17 protein-coding genes are annotated in these 17,575 nt (G+C 40.9%); 15 read left to right on the top strand and 2 right to left on the bottom strand.

All coding sequences use genetic code 11. The features are described 5' to 3' along the window. The first annotated feature begins 300 nt into the window (after positions 1-300). The 14 genes from BM308_RS00985 to BM308_RS00920 all read left to right on the top strand — a co-directional run bounded on the left by BM308_RS00985 (position 301) and on the right by BM308_RS00920 (position 14,709). Positions 301-2,040, top strand: a complete 1,740-nt coding sequence (locus tag BM308_RS00985; RefSeq protein ID WP_074942445.1) for a putative transporter — start codon at positions 301-303, stop codon at positions 2,038-2,040. Between the two features lies 1 nt (position 2,041). Further along, complete coding sequence (locus BM308_RS00980; RefSeq protein WP_074942444.1) at positions 2,042-2,809, top strand: hypothetical protein; 768 nt, start codon at positions 2,042-2,044, stop codon at positions 2,807-2,809. A gap of 325 nt (positions 2,810-3,134) precedes the next feature. After that, positions 3,135-4,709, top strand: a complete 1,575-nt coding sequence (nhaB, locus tag BM308_RS00975) for a sodium/proton antiporter NhaB (RefSeq protein WP_143098542.1) — start codon at positions 3,135-3,137, stop codon at positions 4,707-4,709. 189 nt (positions 4,710-4,898) lie between these two features. Further along, positions 4,899-5,444: a disulfide bond formation protein B gene (locus tag BM308_RS00970; RefSeq protein WP_074942443.1), complete on the top strand. Its 546-nt coding sequence runs from the start codon at positions 4,899-4,901 to the stop codon at positions 5,442-5,444. Between the two features lie 212 nt (positions 5,445-5,656). Beyond that, the gene (locus tag BM308_RS00965) at positions 5,657-6,487 is read left to right on the top strand and encodes a transporter substrate-binding domain-containing protein (RefSeq protein ID WP_074942442.1); all 831 of its coding nucleotides are present in this window, start codon (positions 5,657-5,659) and stop codon (positions 6,485-6,487) included. 180 nt (positions 6,488-6,667) lie between these two features. Then, the gene (gene hisG, locus BM308_RS00960; protein ID WP_074942441.1) at positions 6,668-7,600 is read left to right on the top strand and encodes an ATP phosphoribosyltransferase; all 933 of its coding nucleotides are present in this window, start codon (positions 6,668-6,670) and stop codon (positions 7,598-7,600) included. Between the two features lie 12 nt (positions 7,601-7,612). Next, positions 7,613-8,896 (top strand): histidinol dehydrogenase, encoded by a 1,284-nt coding sequence (hisD, locus tag BM308_RS00955; RefSeq protein WP_074942440.1) that lies wholly within the window; start codon positions 7,613-7,615, stop codon positions 8,894-8,896. Between the two features lie 14 nt (positions 8,897-8,910). Next, a complete protein-coding gene (hisC, locus tag BM308_RS00950) occupies positions 8,911-9,984 on the top strand; it encodes a histidinol-phosphate transaminase (protein ID WP_074942439.1) in 1,074 nt (357 codons plus the stop codon). Position 9,985: 1 nt separating this feature from the next. After that, entirely contained in the window at positions 9,986-11,089 is a 1,104-nt protein-coding gene (gene hisB / locus BM308_RS00945; protein WP_074942438.1) for a bifunctional histidinol-phosphatase/imidazoleglycerol-phosphate dehydratase HisB, read from the top strand. Between the two features lie 2 nt (positions 11,090-11,091). Then, positions 11,092-11,697 carry an imidazole glycerol phosphate synthase subunit HisH gene (hisH, locus tag BM308_RS00940; RefSeq protein WP_074942437.1) on the top strand — a complete coding sequence of 202 codons (606 nt, stop codon included), beginning with the start codon at positions 11,092-11,094 and terminating at the stop codon, positions 11,695-11,697. A gap of 10 nt (positions 11,698-11,707) precedes the next feature. Continuing rightward, positions 11,708-12,442: a 1-(5-phosphoribosyl)-5-[(5-phosphoribosylamino)methylideneamino]imidazole-4-carboxamide isomerase gene (locus tag BM308_RS00935; RefSeq protein ID WP_074942436.1), complete on the top strand. Its 735-nt coding sequence runs from the start codon at positions 11,708-11,710 to the stop codon at positions 12,440-12,442. Beyond that, a complete protein-coding gene (gene hisF / locus BM308_RS00930) occupies positions 12,424-13,197 on the top strand; it encodes an imidazole glycerol phosphate synthase subunit HisF (protein ID WP_074942435.1) in 774 nt (257 codons plus the stop codon). Before BM308_RS00935 ends, hisF begins: the two co-directional genes overlap by 19 nt. After that, positions 13,190-13,594, top strand: coding sequence for a phosphoribosyl-AMP cyclohydrolase (gene hisI, locus BM308_RS00925; RefSeq protein ID WP_074942434.1), 405 nt, complete (start codon positions 13,190-13,192; stop codon positions 13,592-13,594). The genes hisF and hisI overlap by 8 nt, the downstream gene beginning before the upstream one ends. 83 nt (positions 13,595-13,677) lie before the next feature. Continuing rightward, on the top strand, positions 13,678-14,709 hold the full coding sequence (locus tag BM308_RS00920; protein ID WP_074942433.1) for a TerC/Alx family metal homeostasis membrane protein: 1,032 nt from the start codon (positions 13,678-13,680) through the stop codon (positions 14,707-14,709). 100 nt (positions 14,710-14,809) lie between these two features. On the opposite strand, the gene BM308_RS00915 is transcribed toward BM308_RS00920, so the two are convergent. Both BM308_RS00915 and BM308_RS00910 read right to left on the bottom strand, forming a co-directional pair. Next, on the bottom strand, positions 14,810-15,295 hold the full coding sequence (locus BM308_RS00915; protein WP_074942432.1) for a hypothetical protein: 486 nt from the start codon (positions 15,293-15,295) through the stop codon (positions 14,810-14,812). After that, on the bottom strand, positions 15,285-16,238 hold the full coding sequence (locus tag BM308_RS00910; RefSeq protein WP_177214393.1) for a tRNA-dihydrouridine synthase family protein: 954 nt from the start codon (positions 16,236-16,238) through the stop codon (positions 15,285-15,287). Before BM308_RS00910 ends, BM308_RS00915 begins: the two co-directional genes overlap by 11 nt. Before the next feature lie 122 nt (positions 16,239-16,360). Between BM308_RS00910 and BM308_RS00905 the strand changes: the two genes are divergently transcribed. Further along, positions 16,361-17,341, top strand: a complete 981-nt coding sequence (locus BM308_RS00905) for an MYG1 family protein (RefSeq protein ID WP_074942430.1) — start codon at positions 16,361-16,363, stop codon at positions 17,339-17,341. Positions 17,342-17,575 lie beyond the last annotated feature (234 nt).

The raw sequence follows: 17,575 nt of genomic DNA, 5'->3' as shown, positions 1-17,575 counted from the left end.
AAATGTGAATTGGTTAAAAATTCTCAAATCTACTGTGATACAATACACGCGGAATTTATTTGGCTAATATATTTGTCAAATTTATTTTACCTCTCGGAATTTAAATGTTTTTCTTATATTTCTCTGAAGTTAAAAGCGAAACATTGGGATTACGAAAGGTTATCTTAGTTTAAGGCAAACTAAAACCGTGGGACACACGGGGTTAGCTTGTATAGAACAGGATCGTAAAGATCCGTTAAACAAGAAGCTTCACTTTCAAGCAAAGTGAAGTATGTCAGTTTATCCAATTAGGATTTATAAATGTCATCTCTTGCCCTGTTAATTATTTACGTTTCAGTCGGCGCTGTTTTAGGTATTGGCCTCGGCCAGCTTAAATATAAAGGTGTCGGTGTCGGAATCGGTGGCGTGCTGTTCTCTGGTATTTTTGTCGGACACATGGCACACGCTTATTTTGGCTTTGATTTAATTTCAGCAACCGGTGCTGCAACCTCAGAAGAAACCATTCTTCACTTCCTTCAGGAATTCGGATTGATGTTATTCGTTTACGCAATCGGTATTCAGGTTGGTCCAAGCTTCTTTGCCGCCTTAAGAGGTAATGGTCTGAAGCTTATTACTCTTGCAGTTTCAATCATTGTTTTAGGTTGCATTATTTCATTAACAATGTTCTACTGCGGCATCGTAACTCCAGATGCTATGGTTGGTATGTATTCAGGTGGTATCACCAATACTCCAGCTCTGTCAGCAGCTATTGCCATGGTTAGTGATCTTTCAGCTCAGATTCAGGCTTCAGGAAGAGATGCAATTGCTTTAGGCTTTGACACCAAGACTGTTCCTCAGGCATATGCTGTTGCATATCCTTTTGGTGTTTGCTCAATTCTTATCACCATGATTCTTTTAAGAGCAGTTTTCCACATCAGCATTGAAGGTGAAGGAAGCGCTTACGCAGAAAGCAAAGGTCGTGGTGTTGATACTCCAATCGTTTCAAACGTAGAAATTGAAAACTCAGATTACTTTGGCAAGACAATCAATGATATTCCATGTGTTGCTGACGGTACCGTAATCTGCTCCCGTATCAAGAGAGACGGTGAGCTTTCAGTTCCTACAAAAGATCTGATTCTTAAGAAGGGCGATATTGTTCACTTAGTTGGCGGTGCCAAGTATGTTCAGAAGGCATCTCAGGCAATCGGTACTGAGACCAAGGACGTTCTAACCACTCACGGTTCAACAATTTCTGTTCGTCATCTGATTATCACCAACAACCATGTAATGGGAAGAACCCTTGCAGAACTTGATCTTGAGAACCAGTTCGGTCTTGTAATTTCTCGTGTATTCAGATCTGGAATTCAGTTCATGCCAACTCCTGATTTACGTCTTGCCTTAGGCGACGAAATCAACGTTGTTGGTACAATGGAGAACATCCGTAAGGCTGGTAAGGTTGTAGGTAACTCATCAACCACCATGAACCACGTTCCAATGATGCCAATCTTCATCGGTCTGTTCCTGGGTATGCTTTTAGGTTCTGTACCAATTCCAATTCCAGGTGTTCCAGCTCCTATGAAGTTAGGTGTAATCGGTGGTACTCTGGTATGCGCAATTATGCTTGCAAGATTTGGTGACATGTGGACCAAGAACGTAATGCACTGGAGACTTCCTGTTTCAGCTCTGTCTGCATTCAAGGAAATCGGTATTACTCTGTTCCTGACAATCGTTGGAATCAGAGCTGGTGCAAATGGATTCTGGGAGACCTTAACCAATGGTCTAGGTCTTCACTGGATGGCTTGGGCAACTCTGATTTCCATCATTCCTCTGCTGATTGTTGGATTCATCGGTGCCAAGGTATTCAAGATTAACTATCTAGTTCTATGCGGTGTATTAGCAGGTTCCTATACTGATCCTCCAGCACTTGCTTATGCAAATGGTATGTACAAGGATGCTGAAGCTTCATCAATTGGTTACGCAACCGTATATCCATTTGTAATGTTCCTGAGAATTCTATCTCCTCAGGTAATGCTGATTATCATATCTTCTGCATTCATCTAATATGACAGAAAATATCGAATACATCCGCCCACATGCTGTCGCTGTGGGCGGCATTTTTTCCGCAGTACTCAAAGCAGTAATGCATCCTTTAATTGGAATTCTACTGCTGCCTTTAGCCGTTGTCTTTCCTAACCTTGCAGCAAATCTTTACTACACTGAATTTTCAAAACAGAATATTGTTGATAAGAAAAGCTTTGTAGAAATCTTCTGTCTGAAAGTCTTTGTATATACACAGATTGTGTATTTCGCTATTCTTTATGCAGTGTACAAATGCGTTTCCTACAAGGCTGAACAGTATCTTCAGATCTATAAGGAAAAGGCTTTAAACAATCAGGTACTTCAGATTGCTACTCCGGAACAGATCGAGTATGCAAGAAATATGTCCACACTTTTTGGAATAAGTGCTGTTATTGTTTTTGCACTCGTTGTTCTTATTGCAACATACTCTTGTATATGCGAGTTAAAAGCAGATAATAAGAGTAACCTTTTAAGCATAAAGCTTACACTGGTAGCCGTTGCCAAAAATCTGCATCTCTATATCCTGATTTTTGTTCTCTTCTATGTTCTGGCAATGATCATAGAGAACAGTTTCGCTCACTACAAGATTATGTATCTTGAGTCAGTGATCCTTAAAAAAGAAGGTGCGTTTGATCCTGTCTACCTTTATCTTTTTGTAAGAATCTATGTTCTGTACATTCTCTTCTATGTACTGAATTTACTTTCACTAAGATCTGTCAACAGTAAAGATTCACAGAAGGCTCAAGTCTGACAAACATTCATATACATCGCAGCAAATCTGCGGTGTATTTATATTCTCTTTTTCCAGTCTAATCTGCATTTTATGAGTGCAACCTGACAGCTCAACAAAACGCAGCCTCAAGAAAATTAAATTAATTTTCAAAATGCATGACAAATGCCCTTTTAAGCTATTAAAAAATCAACGCTTTCGTAATATAATCTTTTTGATAATCTTTTAAGTTGATTCTTAAAAAATCTAGCATTTAAAGAATTCTCTTAATAATGTTATTTTTTTTTACAAAACACAAAGATTACAACATCAATGAAATACACATTTAGAAAAAACATGAGGCTGTATGAACACTTCAATAAGCTATGCTAAGGCCGGAGTGCTTAACTTTTTAGGTAATGCACCTGCCTGGTATAAAAACGTAATAATAGCTTTTCTGGTATTAAATCCAATCGTTGCCCATTATTCAATGTTTGTTGCAGGTTGGCTCTTAGTACTTGAATTCATTTTCACTCTTGCAATGGCACTTGACTGCTATCCACTTGAAGCTGGCGGTCTTCTGGTTATTGAAGCCTGTTTTATCGGCATGTGTGATGTTCATAATGTTACCCATGAGATTGAAGCCAACCTTGAAGTAATCATGCTTCTGATGTTCATGGTAGCAGGTATTCACTTCGTCCGTGACTTCCTTTTATTCTTCTTCACAAAACTTCTGGTGAAGGTAAGATCAAATATCAAGCTGGCATTCATGTTCTGTTTCATGAGTGCCTTTTTATCAGCATTCGCTGATGCTCTGACAGTTCTTGCAATTATCATCTCAACCTGTGTTGGTCTGTATCAGCTTTATATGAAGACCATTACCAACGACAATGCACTGGCTCTAATAAGCACTAATGATGATATTGTTCCAGAGGAACATAAGCAGAACCTGACAGAATTCAGAGCATTCTTAAGAAGTCTTTTAATGCATGCTGCAGTTGGTACAACCCTAGGTGGTGTTTGTACTCTGGTTGGTGAGCCTCAGAACCTGATTATCGGTAGCGTCTGCAAATGGAGCTTTATGGATTATGCCTTCCGTATGTGTTCAATTTCTCTACCGGTTTTAGCCTGCGGTCTTTTAACCTGTGTATTACTTGAGAAATTCAAATTATTCGGTTATGGACATGTAATGCCACAGCCTATCTATGAGATCATGGTTAAGCGCGATGAGGATCAGACCAGAGAACTGACCAAGCGAGATAAGATCAACCTGGTTGTTCAGGGCTTATGTGTAGTTTGGCTGATCTTTGCGCTAGGCTTCCACTTAGCATCTGTAGGTCTGATTGGTTTAAGTGTTATTGTACTTGCTACCTCTTTATGCGGTGTAACCTCTGAAGGTCCTATCGGAAAGGCATTTACAGAATCAATGCCATTCTGCGCCTTATTATGTGTATTCTTCACAGTTGTAACAGTTATTGCAGAGCAGGGCCTATTCACTCCAATTATTGACTGGGTATTCTCCACTCCAAGAGAGTTCCATATTCCTATTTTCTATATGGCAAACGGAATTATCTCTTCAGTATCTGACAACGTATTCGTTGCAACTATTTATATTGAACAGGTAAGAGACGCCCTAATTGACGGAGTTATTACTCCAGAGCACTTTGACGAGCTGGCAATTGCAATCAACGCCGGTACCAACCTGCCATCAGTTGCTACTCCAAACGGTCAGGCTGCATTCCTGTTCCTTTTAACCTCTCCAATCGCAGCTTTAATTAAGTTGCCTTACTTTAAGATGATGTACATGGCTCTACCATATACCATCGTATTGACTGTAGTTGGTTTAGTAACCACCTGGTTCCTAATGCCAATCGCATCAGAGTGGTTCGTTTCAAACGGAATACTGCATATGCCTACAGTTGAGCTAATTTTAGGCAAATAATTACCGTAAATCCCGCATATAAATAGTAAATGCGGGATTTTTTTACCCAAAATTTGTAAGCTGTATCAAGTTTTCGTTGAAATTTACAACTCTTTAATTTGTAATAAAAAAATGATCTTCTAATCTATAAGTAGAAGAAAGTGATATTATTTGCGTGTAGGAATTTTTCCACACGATTTAGGAGTTAATGTGTTCCAGATAATTAAGCTGATCTGTTCCTCTAGATTCTTTTGGTTTCTATTATTAGTGGCAGGCATTGCTTTTGAAGGTTGTGGTTTATATTTTCAATATAATCTCCATCTGGATCCTTGCGTAAACTGCGTATATGAAAGAGCCTATTTTCTAGGTTTTATTGTCGCTGGTTTCGTTGGAGCTATAGCAGCTAATTTTCTGGTTGTAAGATTCCTCTGTGCAGTAGCATTCCTGGCCTCCTCAATCGGAGGTTTAATTGTAACCTTTGAACATTATCAGGCTTACAATTCATCTTCTATTTTCGGTTCAACCTGTAAGCTCAAAACAGAATTTCCAGATTTTCTTCCATTAGATGAAATTGCCCCATTTATGTTTAAGGCTGTGGGTATATGTTCAGACAAACTTAACTGGGAATTTTTAGGACAGAGTATGCCATTCTGGATCCTGATAATTTTCTCAGTATCCACTCTGGTAGCACTATTACTATTCCTGTCTATCTTTGTAAGAAAGAGAAATAAAAGTCATTCCGATTTTTACAAGTAATACAGAGAGAAAATTTCCTTACACAAAAACATTCGAGTCGTCTTACAAAAGACGACTTTCCTGTCTTTATACTGCTCAAAAAACAACCAACTTAACGAAAATTAAACAAATTCTTTTGGCTTGCGTCACAGTGCTTGTCAAATATATTTTACGGTTGATTTTTATACAAATAAACTTAAAGTCAGAAGTTGTGTATTTGGTGGATCTAAAAAATGCAGTTAAATAAATTATCAGTAATACTTTCAGCTGGTGTTCTTGCTCTATCTCTAAGCTTTGCATCCTATTCTGAGGAAAGCAGGCTGCAGAGAATTAAAACAAATGAAGAGCTAAGAGTTTCTGTAAACAATGATCTAGAAATACTTTCCATGCAGGATAGTAAAACCGGTGACTATATCGGACTTGAACCTACTCTCGCTCGAATGATTGCAAAAGAAATAGGAGATAAGGTTAGCGTAACCTTTATCACAACAACCCCAACCAATCGAGATAATATGCTGGAAATCGATTATGCAGACTGCATGATCGGTACATATACCATTACAGAAGAAAGAAAACAGAAATACGATCTTTCATCTCCATACTTTATAACCAACATCTCAGTGCTGGTAAACAAAAATACAAACATAGATTCCGTAAAAGATCTGGTTGGAAAGAAAATTGGTGTAATTCAAAACGCAACTGCCGCACTGGAACTGGTTAAGTACATGGTTTCAAAAGGAATTATTGCAAAGGAAGAATTTGATGAAAAGACTTTCAGTGCAGACTCATGGAACAATAAGATAAGCTTCGTTTCCTACGACACCAATGAGGCTGTAATGGAGGCGATGGAAGAAAATGATGTTCAGGGCTTCTGTAACGACAGGATTATTCTTTTACCGCATCTGGACGTCAACAAAAAAATATTAAAGGATGAGTTTGCTCCTCAGGCCTACGGAATTGTCACCCCAAAGGGATCAGATCTTTCTCCATTCATCGACAATCTAATAAAAAAATGGAAGGATGATGGAACCCTAGATAGGATTGTTGAAGAAAACCTAAGATAAAAACTCCCCGATTCAAAACATTATCTTTAAATCAGATCCAAAACTGATCAGTTTTGGATCTCGACTCTTGTTGTTTTTCAATATATTTGCTTTATTTTTAATTATGTTACACTATTAGAGTTCTAAGTGATTTAATTCACTTTTTCTTATTGTTTTTCATTTAATTTTAAAGAGATATATATGAGTACTTGCAAAGCATGTTGCGAAAATAATGGCAGCGAAAAGAAGCGCCTGCGTATTGCAATTCAGAAATCCGGGCGACTAACTGATGAAACCTTAAAGTTATTCAAAGACAGTGGAATTAAGATTTCCTCTAACCGAGATCATCTGCTTGCACATGCTGAAAATCTGCCTATAGACATTCTGCGAGTACGTGATGACGACATTCCTGGACTTGTAATGGATCATGTTGTTGACTGGGGTATTGTAGGACAGAATGTTCTTGAAGAAACCACCATGCAGCGTGAATTAGACGGAATGTATACAGGCTTCAACGAAGTTCTGAAGCTCAATTTCGGTGACTGCAGACTGTCAGTAGCTGTTCCAACTGAAGAGGAATGGCACGGTCTTTCTGATTTAGAAGGCAAAAAGATTGCAACCACCTACCCTCACCTGCTTCGTCGTGTTATGAAGAATGCCGGTGTTAACTTCAGATCTGTTCTTCTGACTGGCTCTGTTGAGGTTGCCCCTCGTGCAGGTCTGGCTGATGCAATCTGTGATCTTGTATGTACAGGTGCAACTCTTCAGTCAAACGGTCTTAAGGAAGTTGAGACAATTTACACATCAAAGGCTGTACTGATCGGAAGAGATCAACCTTTATTCCCTGAAAAGCAGGCTATTGCCGACACTATCATAGAGCGTTTCAAGGGTGTTATGTCTGCAGTTGAAAGCAGATACATCATGATGAATGCTCCTAAGGCAAAACTTGAGCAGATTAGAGCAATTCTTCCTGGTGCAGAGAATCCTTCCATTATCGAACTTGAAGGAAGCACAGATAGAGTAGCACTGCACGCAGTTTCCAGAGAAAAGGTATTCTGGGAAACTCTAGAGCAGTTGAAGGCTCTGGGTGCAACCTCAATTCTGGTTGTTCCAATTGAGAAGATGCTTGGCTAATAAGGGATAGAAATGGAAGTAAAGATTTGGAAAGACCTGAGCGCAAAAGAGCAGGAAAATGCTCTGATGAGACCGGCTCAGGCCTCATCTGACAAGATCAGAGAGATTGTTACATCAATTATTTCCAGAATCCGCAAAGAGGGCGATACCGCCCTTTTTGAGTATTCAAAGACCCTGGATAAGTTCGAGGGTGAGAATATTGAGTGGACAGCAGAGGAAATCAGCGCTGCATGTGAAAGGGTTGATGCTGACCTTAAAAATGCAATTGATACAGCCTATGAGAATATTGCTAAATTCCACTCTGAGCAGAAGCCTCATCATATAAAGCTTGAAACCTTCCCTGGAATTGTATGTGAGACTCATACCCACCCAATTGATTCAGTTGGACTTTATGTTCCAGGTGGTTCCGCTCCATTGGTTTCTACAGCACTGATGCTTGCTGTTCCTGCCAAAATTGCACAGTGCCCTGAAGTAATTCTGTGCTCACCACCTCCTATCTCTGATGCCATCATTTATGCCGCATCAAAGGCTGGAGTAAAAAGGATCTTCAATCTTGGCGGTGCACAGGCAATTGCAGCTATGGCTTATGGCACACAGAGTGTTCCAAAGGTGCTGAAGATCTTCGGACCAGGTAATCAGTTTGTAACCATGGCCAAGAGAATAGTATCTAACGACGCTCAGGGCGCCTCAATTGATATGCCTGCAGGTCCTTCAGAGGTTCTGGTTATTGCCTCAGACAGCGCTAATCCAGAATACATTGCAGCCGATCTGCTCTCTCAGGCAGAGCATGGTCCTGACTCACAGGTAATTCTGATTGCATTAAGCAAGGATTTTGCTCAGAAGGTTATGCAGAAGGTTGATGAACAGCTTGAAGCTCTTCCTCGTAAGGAAATAGCTCTAAAGGCTCTATCAAAGAGTACCGCCCTTGTAGTTGACTCTCTGGATGAGGCTGCAGAATTATCCAACAGATATGCCCCTGAGCATCTGATTCTGCAGATTGATGATCCTGACATGCTCATCGGTAAACTGAGAAATGCAGGCTCAATCTTTGTTGGAGCCTATACACCAGAGTCATTAGGCGACTATGCATCAGGCACAAACCATACTCTTCCAACCTATGGTTATGCAAAGACCTTCAGTGCTCTTGGAACAGATGACTACAGACGTCGCTATACCATTCAGAGAGCATCACGTGAAGGCCTGAAAGAAATTGCTAAGACTGTCACCTCCATGGCTTCAGCTGAGGGGCTGGATGCCCACAGAAATGCAGTGGTTGTGAGAGTAAAAGACATTTAACTGAGGATAATAATATGAACTTTGAAAAACTAATAACCAAACACGTACAGAAGCTTGTCCCTTATTTATCAGCTCGTCGTATTGGTGGTCATGGTCATAATTTCCTCAATGCCAATGAATCTCCTAAGTCAGAGGGATATTTCTTAAATTCATCAACTCTCAACAGATATCCTGACTGTCAGCCAGAAGATCTGATCGAAAGATACGCAGACTATGCAGGCGTTCACAAGTCAATGGTACTTGCTGCCCGTGGTTCAGACGAGGTTATCGGCCTTATCATCAGAACATTCTGTGAATCAGGCTCTGAAGGAATTCTGATTGCGCCTCCAACCTATGGCATGTATGAGGTTGCTGCAAATACCAATAATGTGCTGGTTGCAACTGCCAAAAGAGAAGCTGATTTCTCCCTAAAGGCACAGGCACTGATTGATGCAGTCAACAGCAGCTCTTTTAAAATCAAGGCTGTTTTTATTGACTCTCCAGCAAACCCATTAGGCAATATCTTTGAGAAATCTGAACTTGAAAAGCTTTTAAAGGCTCTTCCAGATACTCTAATCGTTATGGACGAGGCTTATATTGAGTTTGCCTCAGAGGCTGACGATTACACCTCAATGGTAAAGGATTACGAGAATCTGATTGTTACCAGAACTCTTTCAAAGGCATTTGCCCTGGCTGGAATCCGCTGTGGTTTTGCAGTAGCAAATGAAAATATTATCAAAGCAATGCTTAAGGTAATCGATCCTTACCCAATTGCTGATCCTGTTGCTCAGATTGCAGTTCAGGCCCTGTCAGATCACGGTATCGAAATGACCCGCGACAGAGTCGTAAAGTGCAATGAAAGAAGAGCAAAGCTAAAAGAGGCTTTGGAAACTCTGCCATTTGTTGTAAAGACTTTTGATTCTGTAGGTAATTTCATTCTGGTTGAATTCAAGGATGGTCCTAAGGTCTTCGACGCCATGGTTCAGAAGGGTGTTATTCTGCGTTCCTTTGAAACAAAACCAGGTCTTAAGAACTGCGTTCGCATCACCATCGGCTCAGATGCTGAGCTTGAGGAGCTGATGCGCTATCTGAAGAGCGTGGAGATTTAGCGTGAAGAAATACCTATTCATCGACAGAGACGGAACATTAGTAACAGAGCCTGAGGATTATCAGGTTGATGCCCTATCAAAGGTTAAGTTTGAAAGAAATGTGATTCCTGCCCTGCTAAAGCTTCAGGCTGCAGGCTATACCTTTGTCATGGTGTCGAATCAGGATGGACTTGGAACAGAGTCCTTCCCTCTTAATACCTTCACTCCTGCCCATGAACTTATTCTAAATACCCTGGAAAGTCAGGGTATTGATTTCGAACAGGTGCTTATCTGTCCTCACAAGCCAGAGGATCACTGCAGCTGCAGAAAGCCAGAACTGGGACTGGTAATGGCCTATCTTAAAGATACCTCATGGGATAGAACAAAATCCTATTTCATCGGCGACAGAGAAACCGATGTAAAGATGGGACAGAACATGGGAATCACTCCTATACAGTACGATCCTGAAAAAATGAGCTGGGATCGAATTGCAGACGAGCTATGTTCCCTGCCACGAGTTGCCACGGTTGAAAGAAATACCCGTGAAACCAAGATTAAAATCACTGTGGACTTAGATCATAGCGGTCGTTCTCACTTTGATACAGGTATCGGCTTCTTTGATCATATGCTCGATCAGATTGCTACCCATGGCGGAATCAGTATTGATGCCAAGGTTGAAGGTGATCTTGAGGTGGACGATCATCATACCATTGAGGATACAGGTATTGCCTTAGGTGAAGCCTTACTGAAGGCATTAGGCGACAAGAGAGGAATCGGAAGATTCGGCTTTGTGCTGCCTATGGATGAAGTATATGCCAAGGTATTTGCAGACAGTCTTGATGATGACAATATCACTGTTGCACTGGACATTTCTGGTCGTCCTCACGTTAAGTTTGATTTCTGTGCTGAATTTACCCGTGATAAGGTTGGTCAGATGTCTGCACAGATGGTGCCTCATTTCTTCCACGCACTTGCTGTTGCTATGGGCCTAAGCCTGCATATGTACGTAAGCGAAGGTAATGCTCACCACCAGATCGAAGCCCTGTTCAAGGCCTTCGGAAGAGCGCTGAGAGTTGCACTTGCAAGATCAGGAAATGAACTGCCATCTTCAAAAGGAAAGCTTTAATCATGAAGATTTCAATCATTGACACAGGATCTGCCAATTTAAATTCTGTTGTACAGGCATTTAAAAGAATCGGATATGAAGCCATAGTTTCATCTGAAATCTCAGAGCTTCAGAATGCAGACAGACTGGTTCTGCCTGGTGTAGGTACTGCTGCTGCAGTAATGGACGGTATCAATAAATATAAGCTTAGAGACTTCATTCTTGAAACTAAAAAGCCTCTTTTAGGTATCTGTCTTGGGATGCAGATTCAGGCTACAGATTCAGAGGAAGTTCCATTAGGTCAGGATAGCGTTATTGACTGTCTTGATATTGTAAAATCTCGTGTTGTAAAGCTTAAGTGCGATGGACTGCGTCTGCCGCATATGGGCTGGAATACAGTAAATCACACTGCTCATCCTCTGTTTTCTGATATAAAACAGGATGCCTATTTCTATTTTGACCATTCATTTGCTATGCAGACAGGTGATTACACTATAGGTAAAACCACCTATGGAACAGAATTCTCATCTGCAATTGCAAAGGATAACTTTATGGGGGTTCAGTTCCATCCAGAAAAGTCATCTGCAGCAGGTGAACAGTTACTGACAAACTTTATTAAGAATTTCTAGGAGCAAAAAATTGATTATCCCTGCACTTGATTTATCAGGCGGTCACGTCGTTCGTCTTAAGCAAGGTGATTTTGCTCAGAAGACTGTGTTTGATGTAGATCCTATCAAGAGAATTTATGATGCTGCCAATCAGGGAGCAGAGCTGATTCATATCGTTGATCTGGATGGAGCCAAAGATCCTGTTTTAAGACAGAGAGCTCTGATCAGCAAGATTGTTAAGGCTTCCCCTGTTCCAATTCAGACAGGAGGCGGTATCAGATCAGAGTTTGATATCAGAAATCTTCTGGATCTGGGAGTTGAACGAGTTGTTGTTGGCTCAGTTGCTGTTAAGCAGCCTCATCTGGTCAGAGGCTGGCTGAAGCTGTTTGGCGCAGAACATTTTACACTGGCATTAGATGTCAGACTTACAGACAATGTACCTTATGTTGCAACCCATGGCTGGCTGAAGACTTCTGATACCACTTTGGATCAGATTCTGCGTCACTATCTGCCTTATCATATCAGGCATGTGCTTGTAACTGACATCAGCAAAGACGGCATGATGAAAGGCGCAAACAATTCACTGTACGCATCCTTATATGCAAAATATCCAGATCTGGATATCATTGCCTCAGGCGGTATCTCCTCACTTGAAGATATCAGAAATGTTGCCAGAGCAGGAGCTAAATCTGTAGTTCTGGGCCGTTCTCTATTAGAGGGTAAATTCTCAGTCGAGGAGGCAATCAAATGCTGGCAAAACGCATAATTCCCTGCCTGGATGTTCGTGACGGAGTAGTAGTCAAGGGCGTTCAGTTCAGAAATCATGAGGTTATGGGCTCAATCATCGACCTTGCCAAAAGATACGCTGATGAAGGTGCCGATGAGCTGGTTTTCTATGATATTACCGCTTCCTCAGACAACCGTCGCGTTGATAAATCCTGGGTAGCCAAGGTCGCTGAGGTTATCAATATTCCTTTTGCTGTTGCAGGTGGAATCAAATCAGTTGAGGATGCCAGAACTATTCTGCAGTATGGAGCTGATAAGATTTCCATTAACTCTCCAGCTCTTGCCGATCCTACTCTAATTACCCGTCTTGCTGATAAATTCGGTGTTCAGTGTGTAGTAGTAGGAATCGATACATACTATAATAAAGAGCTTAACAACTATCAGGTAAAACAGTATACCGGCGATGTCAGCAAAACCACCACTACCACCTGGACTACTCTTGAATGGGTTAAAGAGGTTCAGAAACGAGGTGCCGGTGAGATTGTTCTGAATATGATGAATCAGGACGGTATGCGCAATGGTTATGATTTAGAGCAACTGAAAAAGGTTCGTGAAATCTGCAGCGTTCCACTTATCGCATCAGGCGGAGCTGGAACTATGGAACACTTCTACGAGGCCTTTGAAGTTGCCAACACAGATGGAGCACTGGCTGCGTCTGTATTCCATAAGGGAACCATTCATATTCCTGAGCTTAAGGATTATTTAAAAGGAAAAGGAGTTTGTATCCGTGATTAGATATTTCCATGGTTTTGAAAGTATTGACGATTTGGATTTTGAAAAGAATGATGGTCTGATCCCTGCTATTGTTCAGGACTGCCAGACCGGTCAGGTTTTAATGATGGGCTACATGAACAAGGAATCGATCCAGAAGACCATTGATACCCATTATGTAACCTTCTTCTCAAGAGCAAGACAGAAACTATGGACAAAAGGTGAGGAATCAGGAAACTTCCTGCACATGAGATCAATCACCTGCGACTGTGACAAGGATACCCTGCTGGTGCTTGCAAGACCTGACGGTCCAACCTGCCATTTAGGTACAACCAGCTGCTTTGATGCATCACCTCTTGCAGATGCAACATCAAGATACATCTCAGGCAATCCTTTACAGAACTATAATTTTGTAAAATAAACTTGATTTAAAAAAGCAAACAAAGATAATGGTATGTGAAAGAAAACACATACCATTTTTTTTTTAGGAAAAAACATAAAAATATGCAAAATACTGTTCATATTGGACTTGAACTTGAAACTCTAATCATCTTTACTCTTTTAGCTATTTCGGGCCTTGTTATTGATCTTTTTGCCCACAGAGCTGACAAACCAATCTCAATTAAGGCTGCCGCATTCTGGACTTTATTCTGGATCTTTATAGGTGTTTCCTTCGGACTCTTCCTGTACTTCCATTTCTCAGCTGAAGCTGCATCTCTGTATTTTGCAGGTTATGCATTTGAAATGGCACTATCTGTTGATAACCTGTTCGCTATCATGGCTATATTCTCATGGTTTGGAATCAAATCAGGATATACCCACCGTGTACTGTACTGGGGTGTTATCGGAGCAGTTGTCTTCCGACTGATTTTCGTACTGATCGGCACAAGCCTGTTTGCTCTGGGACCATATGTGGAAATCATCTTTGCAATCATGGTTGCTCTTTCTGCAATTCTGATGCTGAAGAAAAAGGAAAACACCGATACCTCTGATTTCTCAGCTCACCCAGCCTTCAGATTTGTAAAGATGTTTTTACCTCTGTATCCAAAACTGTACGGACACAATTTCTTTATCTCAAAAGAGCATGTTGAAGAGGAACTGAAAAAAGAAGAGAACAAAGACATCGTTCTAAAAAGAAAAGGACTGTTCTACGCTACTCCTTTATTCCTATGTCTTGCAATTGTCGAGACTTCTGATGTCATGTTCGCATTTGATTCAGTGCCTGCAGTTATTGCTGTTTCAAAAGATCCGTTCATCGTCTACTCATGTATGATCTTTGCAATGCTTGGACTGCGTTCAATGTTCTTTATTCTGGATGCCTTAAGAAACGCTCTGGTTCATCTTGAAAAAGCAGTTATCTTCCTGCTGTTCTTTGTTGCCTTCAAGCTGTTTGCAGCTGCATCTCTGCATCTTTTCGGTGTAGGCTTCGATATCGACGTTTACACATCTCTGATAGTGATTGCATCAGCACTGACTGTCGGCATTCTTGCAAGCTTTGTATTTCCAAAAAAGGAAGAAGCTTCTGATAAAGAATAATCAGTAAATTTAAGGAAAAATAAGGCAGAAGAGCATCAATACGCCTTCTGCCTTTTTACTCTCTTGAAATGATTTTAAGGAATGACAAATTCTGATTCAATTAACGAGACATCTTCTCGCCAATCTCTCGATCCTCAAAGGTTCTCTTGCCGTTAACAATTGAAGTTACATAAGTATTGATAAGATTCTTCGCCTCTGCAGTCACCTCACCGGACAGTTCAATGAAGTACATATTGTTAGGTTCTCCGACGATAACGGCATTTCTGGCTATATTCGGACATGAAATTGTATAGAAAGACTTACCCTGCTCCCTAGGAGTTCCGCACTGATTGTTTTTTGCATACTCCTCTGCCAGAGTAGTTGCATCCTTGTCCTGAGTAGTCTTGGTGTACTGAAAACGCACCTTGGTTTTAGGCTGAGGCTGGGTTTTCTTGTTCACAGGTGATGAATACTCAATAGAAGTTCCTTCAACCTTAACATCCCAAGATTCAGGAACAGGAGGAAAATAGGCCATCTGAGTATCAGCATAGGCGGCACAGCCTAAAAGGAGGGCTGAAAACAAAACGAGTTTAGATTTAATTATCATTAGAATTTTGCTCCTCACGATTAATCTCGTCATGTAATAATTTTAGTCCATCGTTTATAGTTACGCACTTGCAGAAAACCTTAAAAAATGGATTTAATTCTCTTCTGTGAACTCTTGCATAACCCAAAAACTGCTTGGCCCTGTCCATAACCATCTTTTCGGTAGGTCTAGACTTGGCAAAGACCTCGATAACCTCAACATCAGTTTTAAGAATATCAACAATTGAGAATGGCTGTGCCCCTTCCTTAATCACATGACCAAGGTTAGGAATAGCAAAGGCTCCTCTGCCGCACATAAAGTCATTACACAGAGTAATTTCCTTGCACTTTATGGCATCTTCAAGAGAATTGATATTTCCGTTGGCAATCAGAGTTGCATTAGGAGCCAGCTCATGAAGATTACGTAAAGAAGGCCAGTCTAAAGCATCTTCCTTATATAAATCCTTTCTGGTTCTGCAGTGAACAGTAATTTCCTTAACGCCATCTACAGCAACAGCTTTAATCACCTCTGGAGCCTCTGACTTGTCTGCAAAACCTAGTCTAACCTTGGCAGACAGCTCACATTCAGGAGGCAGCTCCTCACGGACCGCACACATAATCTCGTGCATCAGCTCCGGCTCTTTTAACAGCATGGCTCCTGAGTGATGAACAAATCTTGAAGGACAGCCAAAATTGATATCAATGGATTTTGCACCAAGTTTATGAGCTTTAACGGCAGATAAAGCCAGAGTTTTAGGATTATCTCCTAAAAACTGTACACGCAGATCAGTACCGTCTGGAGTCTTGCAGTCATTTAAAAACTCAGGAATCTCACGGATCAGAGTCTTTTCAGAAACGCACAGATCAGTAACACGGATAAATTCAGAGAAACACAGATCATAACCGCCGTGAGCACAGAGCACCTGACGCATAGGTCCGTCTGCAAGTCCCTCAAGGGGAGCCAAATAAACTTTGCTATCTTTTAACATAATTAGATTTAAATAGTGAACAGTGCGCCCATAATAGCAATTTTTGGCGATTTGTCATCCTTTTTTGTGATAGAATTTTTCGCAGCTAAGGAGTTGAAATGATAATAGCTACCCATGACGGAACCTTCCATGCAGACGAAACCACTGCATGTGCCATTCTTACATATCTTTTTGATACTTCCTCAATCATCAGATCACGTGATCCTGCCGAGCTAGAAAAAGCAGACATTATTATTGATGTATCTAATATCAATGATGATAAACACTTTGACCACCACTCCAAGGACTTTAAACTGTGTCGAGACAACGGTGTCAAATATGCCACCGCAGGACTGATGTGGAATAAGTTCGGACATGAATACCTCAAAAAGGTAGCACAGAAGGAGCTTGATTTCCGACCTTCAGCCAAAGTTATCGACAGTGCCTTTATCAGAATCGACGAAGATATCATGACCATGATTGACTTGAATGATAATGGTCAGCTGACAGGCTATGTTGATCAGATAACAGAACCTAAGACCGATAGCGAAAGAACTATCGTCAACAGATTAAATGAGCTTTATCAGGCCACAGCTGATATTCCTTTCATTGTTGCAATGATGAATCTGCCTAACAAGGTTGGCGCAGAGCAGGACAAGTCTTTTAACCAGACAGTCAAAATGCTCAAAACCATACTGCTTAATGCATCAATCAATGCTTTACACACTGAAAGCGGAGTTGCCAAGGTTATTGAAGCCTACGCTGGCGGAGAGATCCTGATTATGCATGAGAGACTGCCTTGGACCAGTGCAGTATTAAACAATCCTGAGATTTTTAAAGACTGCCTGATTGCGGTATACCCAGACAGAAACCAGAGATGGAGAGTACAGTCTCTGCCTCAGTCAAAGGCTCAGCGCTTTAAAAACAGACTGTCAGCTCCTGCAGAGTGGAGAGGACTTAACGATACCGAGCTGGATAAGGCAACCGGACTTAAGAATATGACCTTTATCCACAAATCTGGCTTTACAGGCGGAGCTCAGACCTTTGAGGACAACCTTGAACTTGCAAAACTCTGGCTGAAGCTTGGCGAAAAAGAATAGAGACAAGATGAGAATTTAGAAAGGACCCGCGGGTCCTTTTTTGATGGGCTATTAACTGTTTTAATAAATCTATAAATTATTTATAAAACCTACAAAAATTTCGTAGGTTTCAGTTTTATCTGCTTTATTTGAAGCTTTCCTAGAGGTAGAATATTTGACCTGTTGAATGACTAAAAGAAGCAGCAGAAGCTGACAGGTAACAATAAGAATGATTGTAGGACAGGTTATTGAGCT

Source organism: Succinivibrio dextrinosolvens, from assembly GCF_900116345.1.
GTDB classification, from domain to species: domain Bacteria; phylum Pseudomonadota; class Gammaproteobacteria; order Enterobacterales; family Succinivibrionaceae; genus Succinivibrio; species Succinivibrio dextrinosolvens_B.
This window is presented reverse-complemented; position numbering and strand designations above follow the sequence as displayed.

Excerpts from the sequence above, each read along its gene's own strand:
- BM308_RS00985 (WP_074942445.1), top strand. The coding sequence starts at position 301 with ATGTCATCTCTTGCCCTGTTAATTATTTACGTTTCAGTCGGCGCTGTT.
- BM308_RS00980 (WP_074942444.1), top strand. The coding sequence starts at position 2,042 with ATGACAGAAAATATCGAATACATCCGCCCACATGCTGTCGCTGTGGGC.
- nhaB (WP_143098542.1), top strand. The coding sequence starts at position 3,135 with ATGAACACTTCAATAAGCTATGCTAAGGCCGGAGTGCTTAACTTTTTA.
- BM308_RS00965 (WP_074942442.1), top strand. The coding sequence starts at position 5,657 with ATGCAGTTAAATAAATTATCAGTAATACTTTCAGCTGGTGTTCTTGCT.
- hisG (WP_074942441.1), top strand. The coding sequence starts at position 6,668 with ATGAGTACTTGCAAAGCATGTTGCGAAAATAATGGCAGCGAAAAGAAG.
- hisD (WP_074942440.1), top strand. The coding sequence starts at position 7,613 with ATGGAAGTAAAGATTTGGAAAGACCTGAGCGCAAAAGAGCAGGAAAAT.
- hisC (WP_074942439.1), top strand. The coding sequence starts at position 8,911 with ATGAACTTTGAAAAACTAATAACCAAACACGTACAGAAGCTTGTCCCT.
- hisH (WP_074942437.1), top strand. The coding sequence starts at position 11,092 with ATGAAGATTTCAATCATTGACACAGGATCTGCCAATTTAAATTCTGTT.
- hisF (WP_074942435.1), top strand. The coding sequence starts at position 12,424 with ATGCTGGCAAAACGCATAATTCCCTGCCTGGATGTTCGTGACGGAGTA.
- BM308_RS00920 (WP_074942433.1), top strand. The coding sequence starts at position 13,678 with ATGCAAAATACTGTTCATATTGGACTTGAACTTGAAACTCTAATCATC.
- BM308_RS00915 (WP_074942432.1), bottom strand. The coding sequence starts at position 15,295 with ATGATAATTAAATCTAAACTCGTTTTGTTTTCAGCCCTCCTTTTAGGC.
- BM308_RS00905 (WP_074942430.1), top strand. The coding sequence starts at position 16,361 with ATGATAATAGCTACCCATGACGGAACCTTCCATGCAGACGAAACCACT.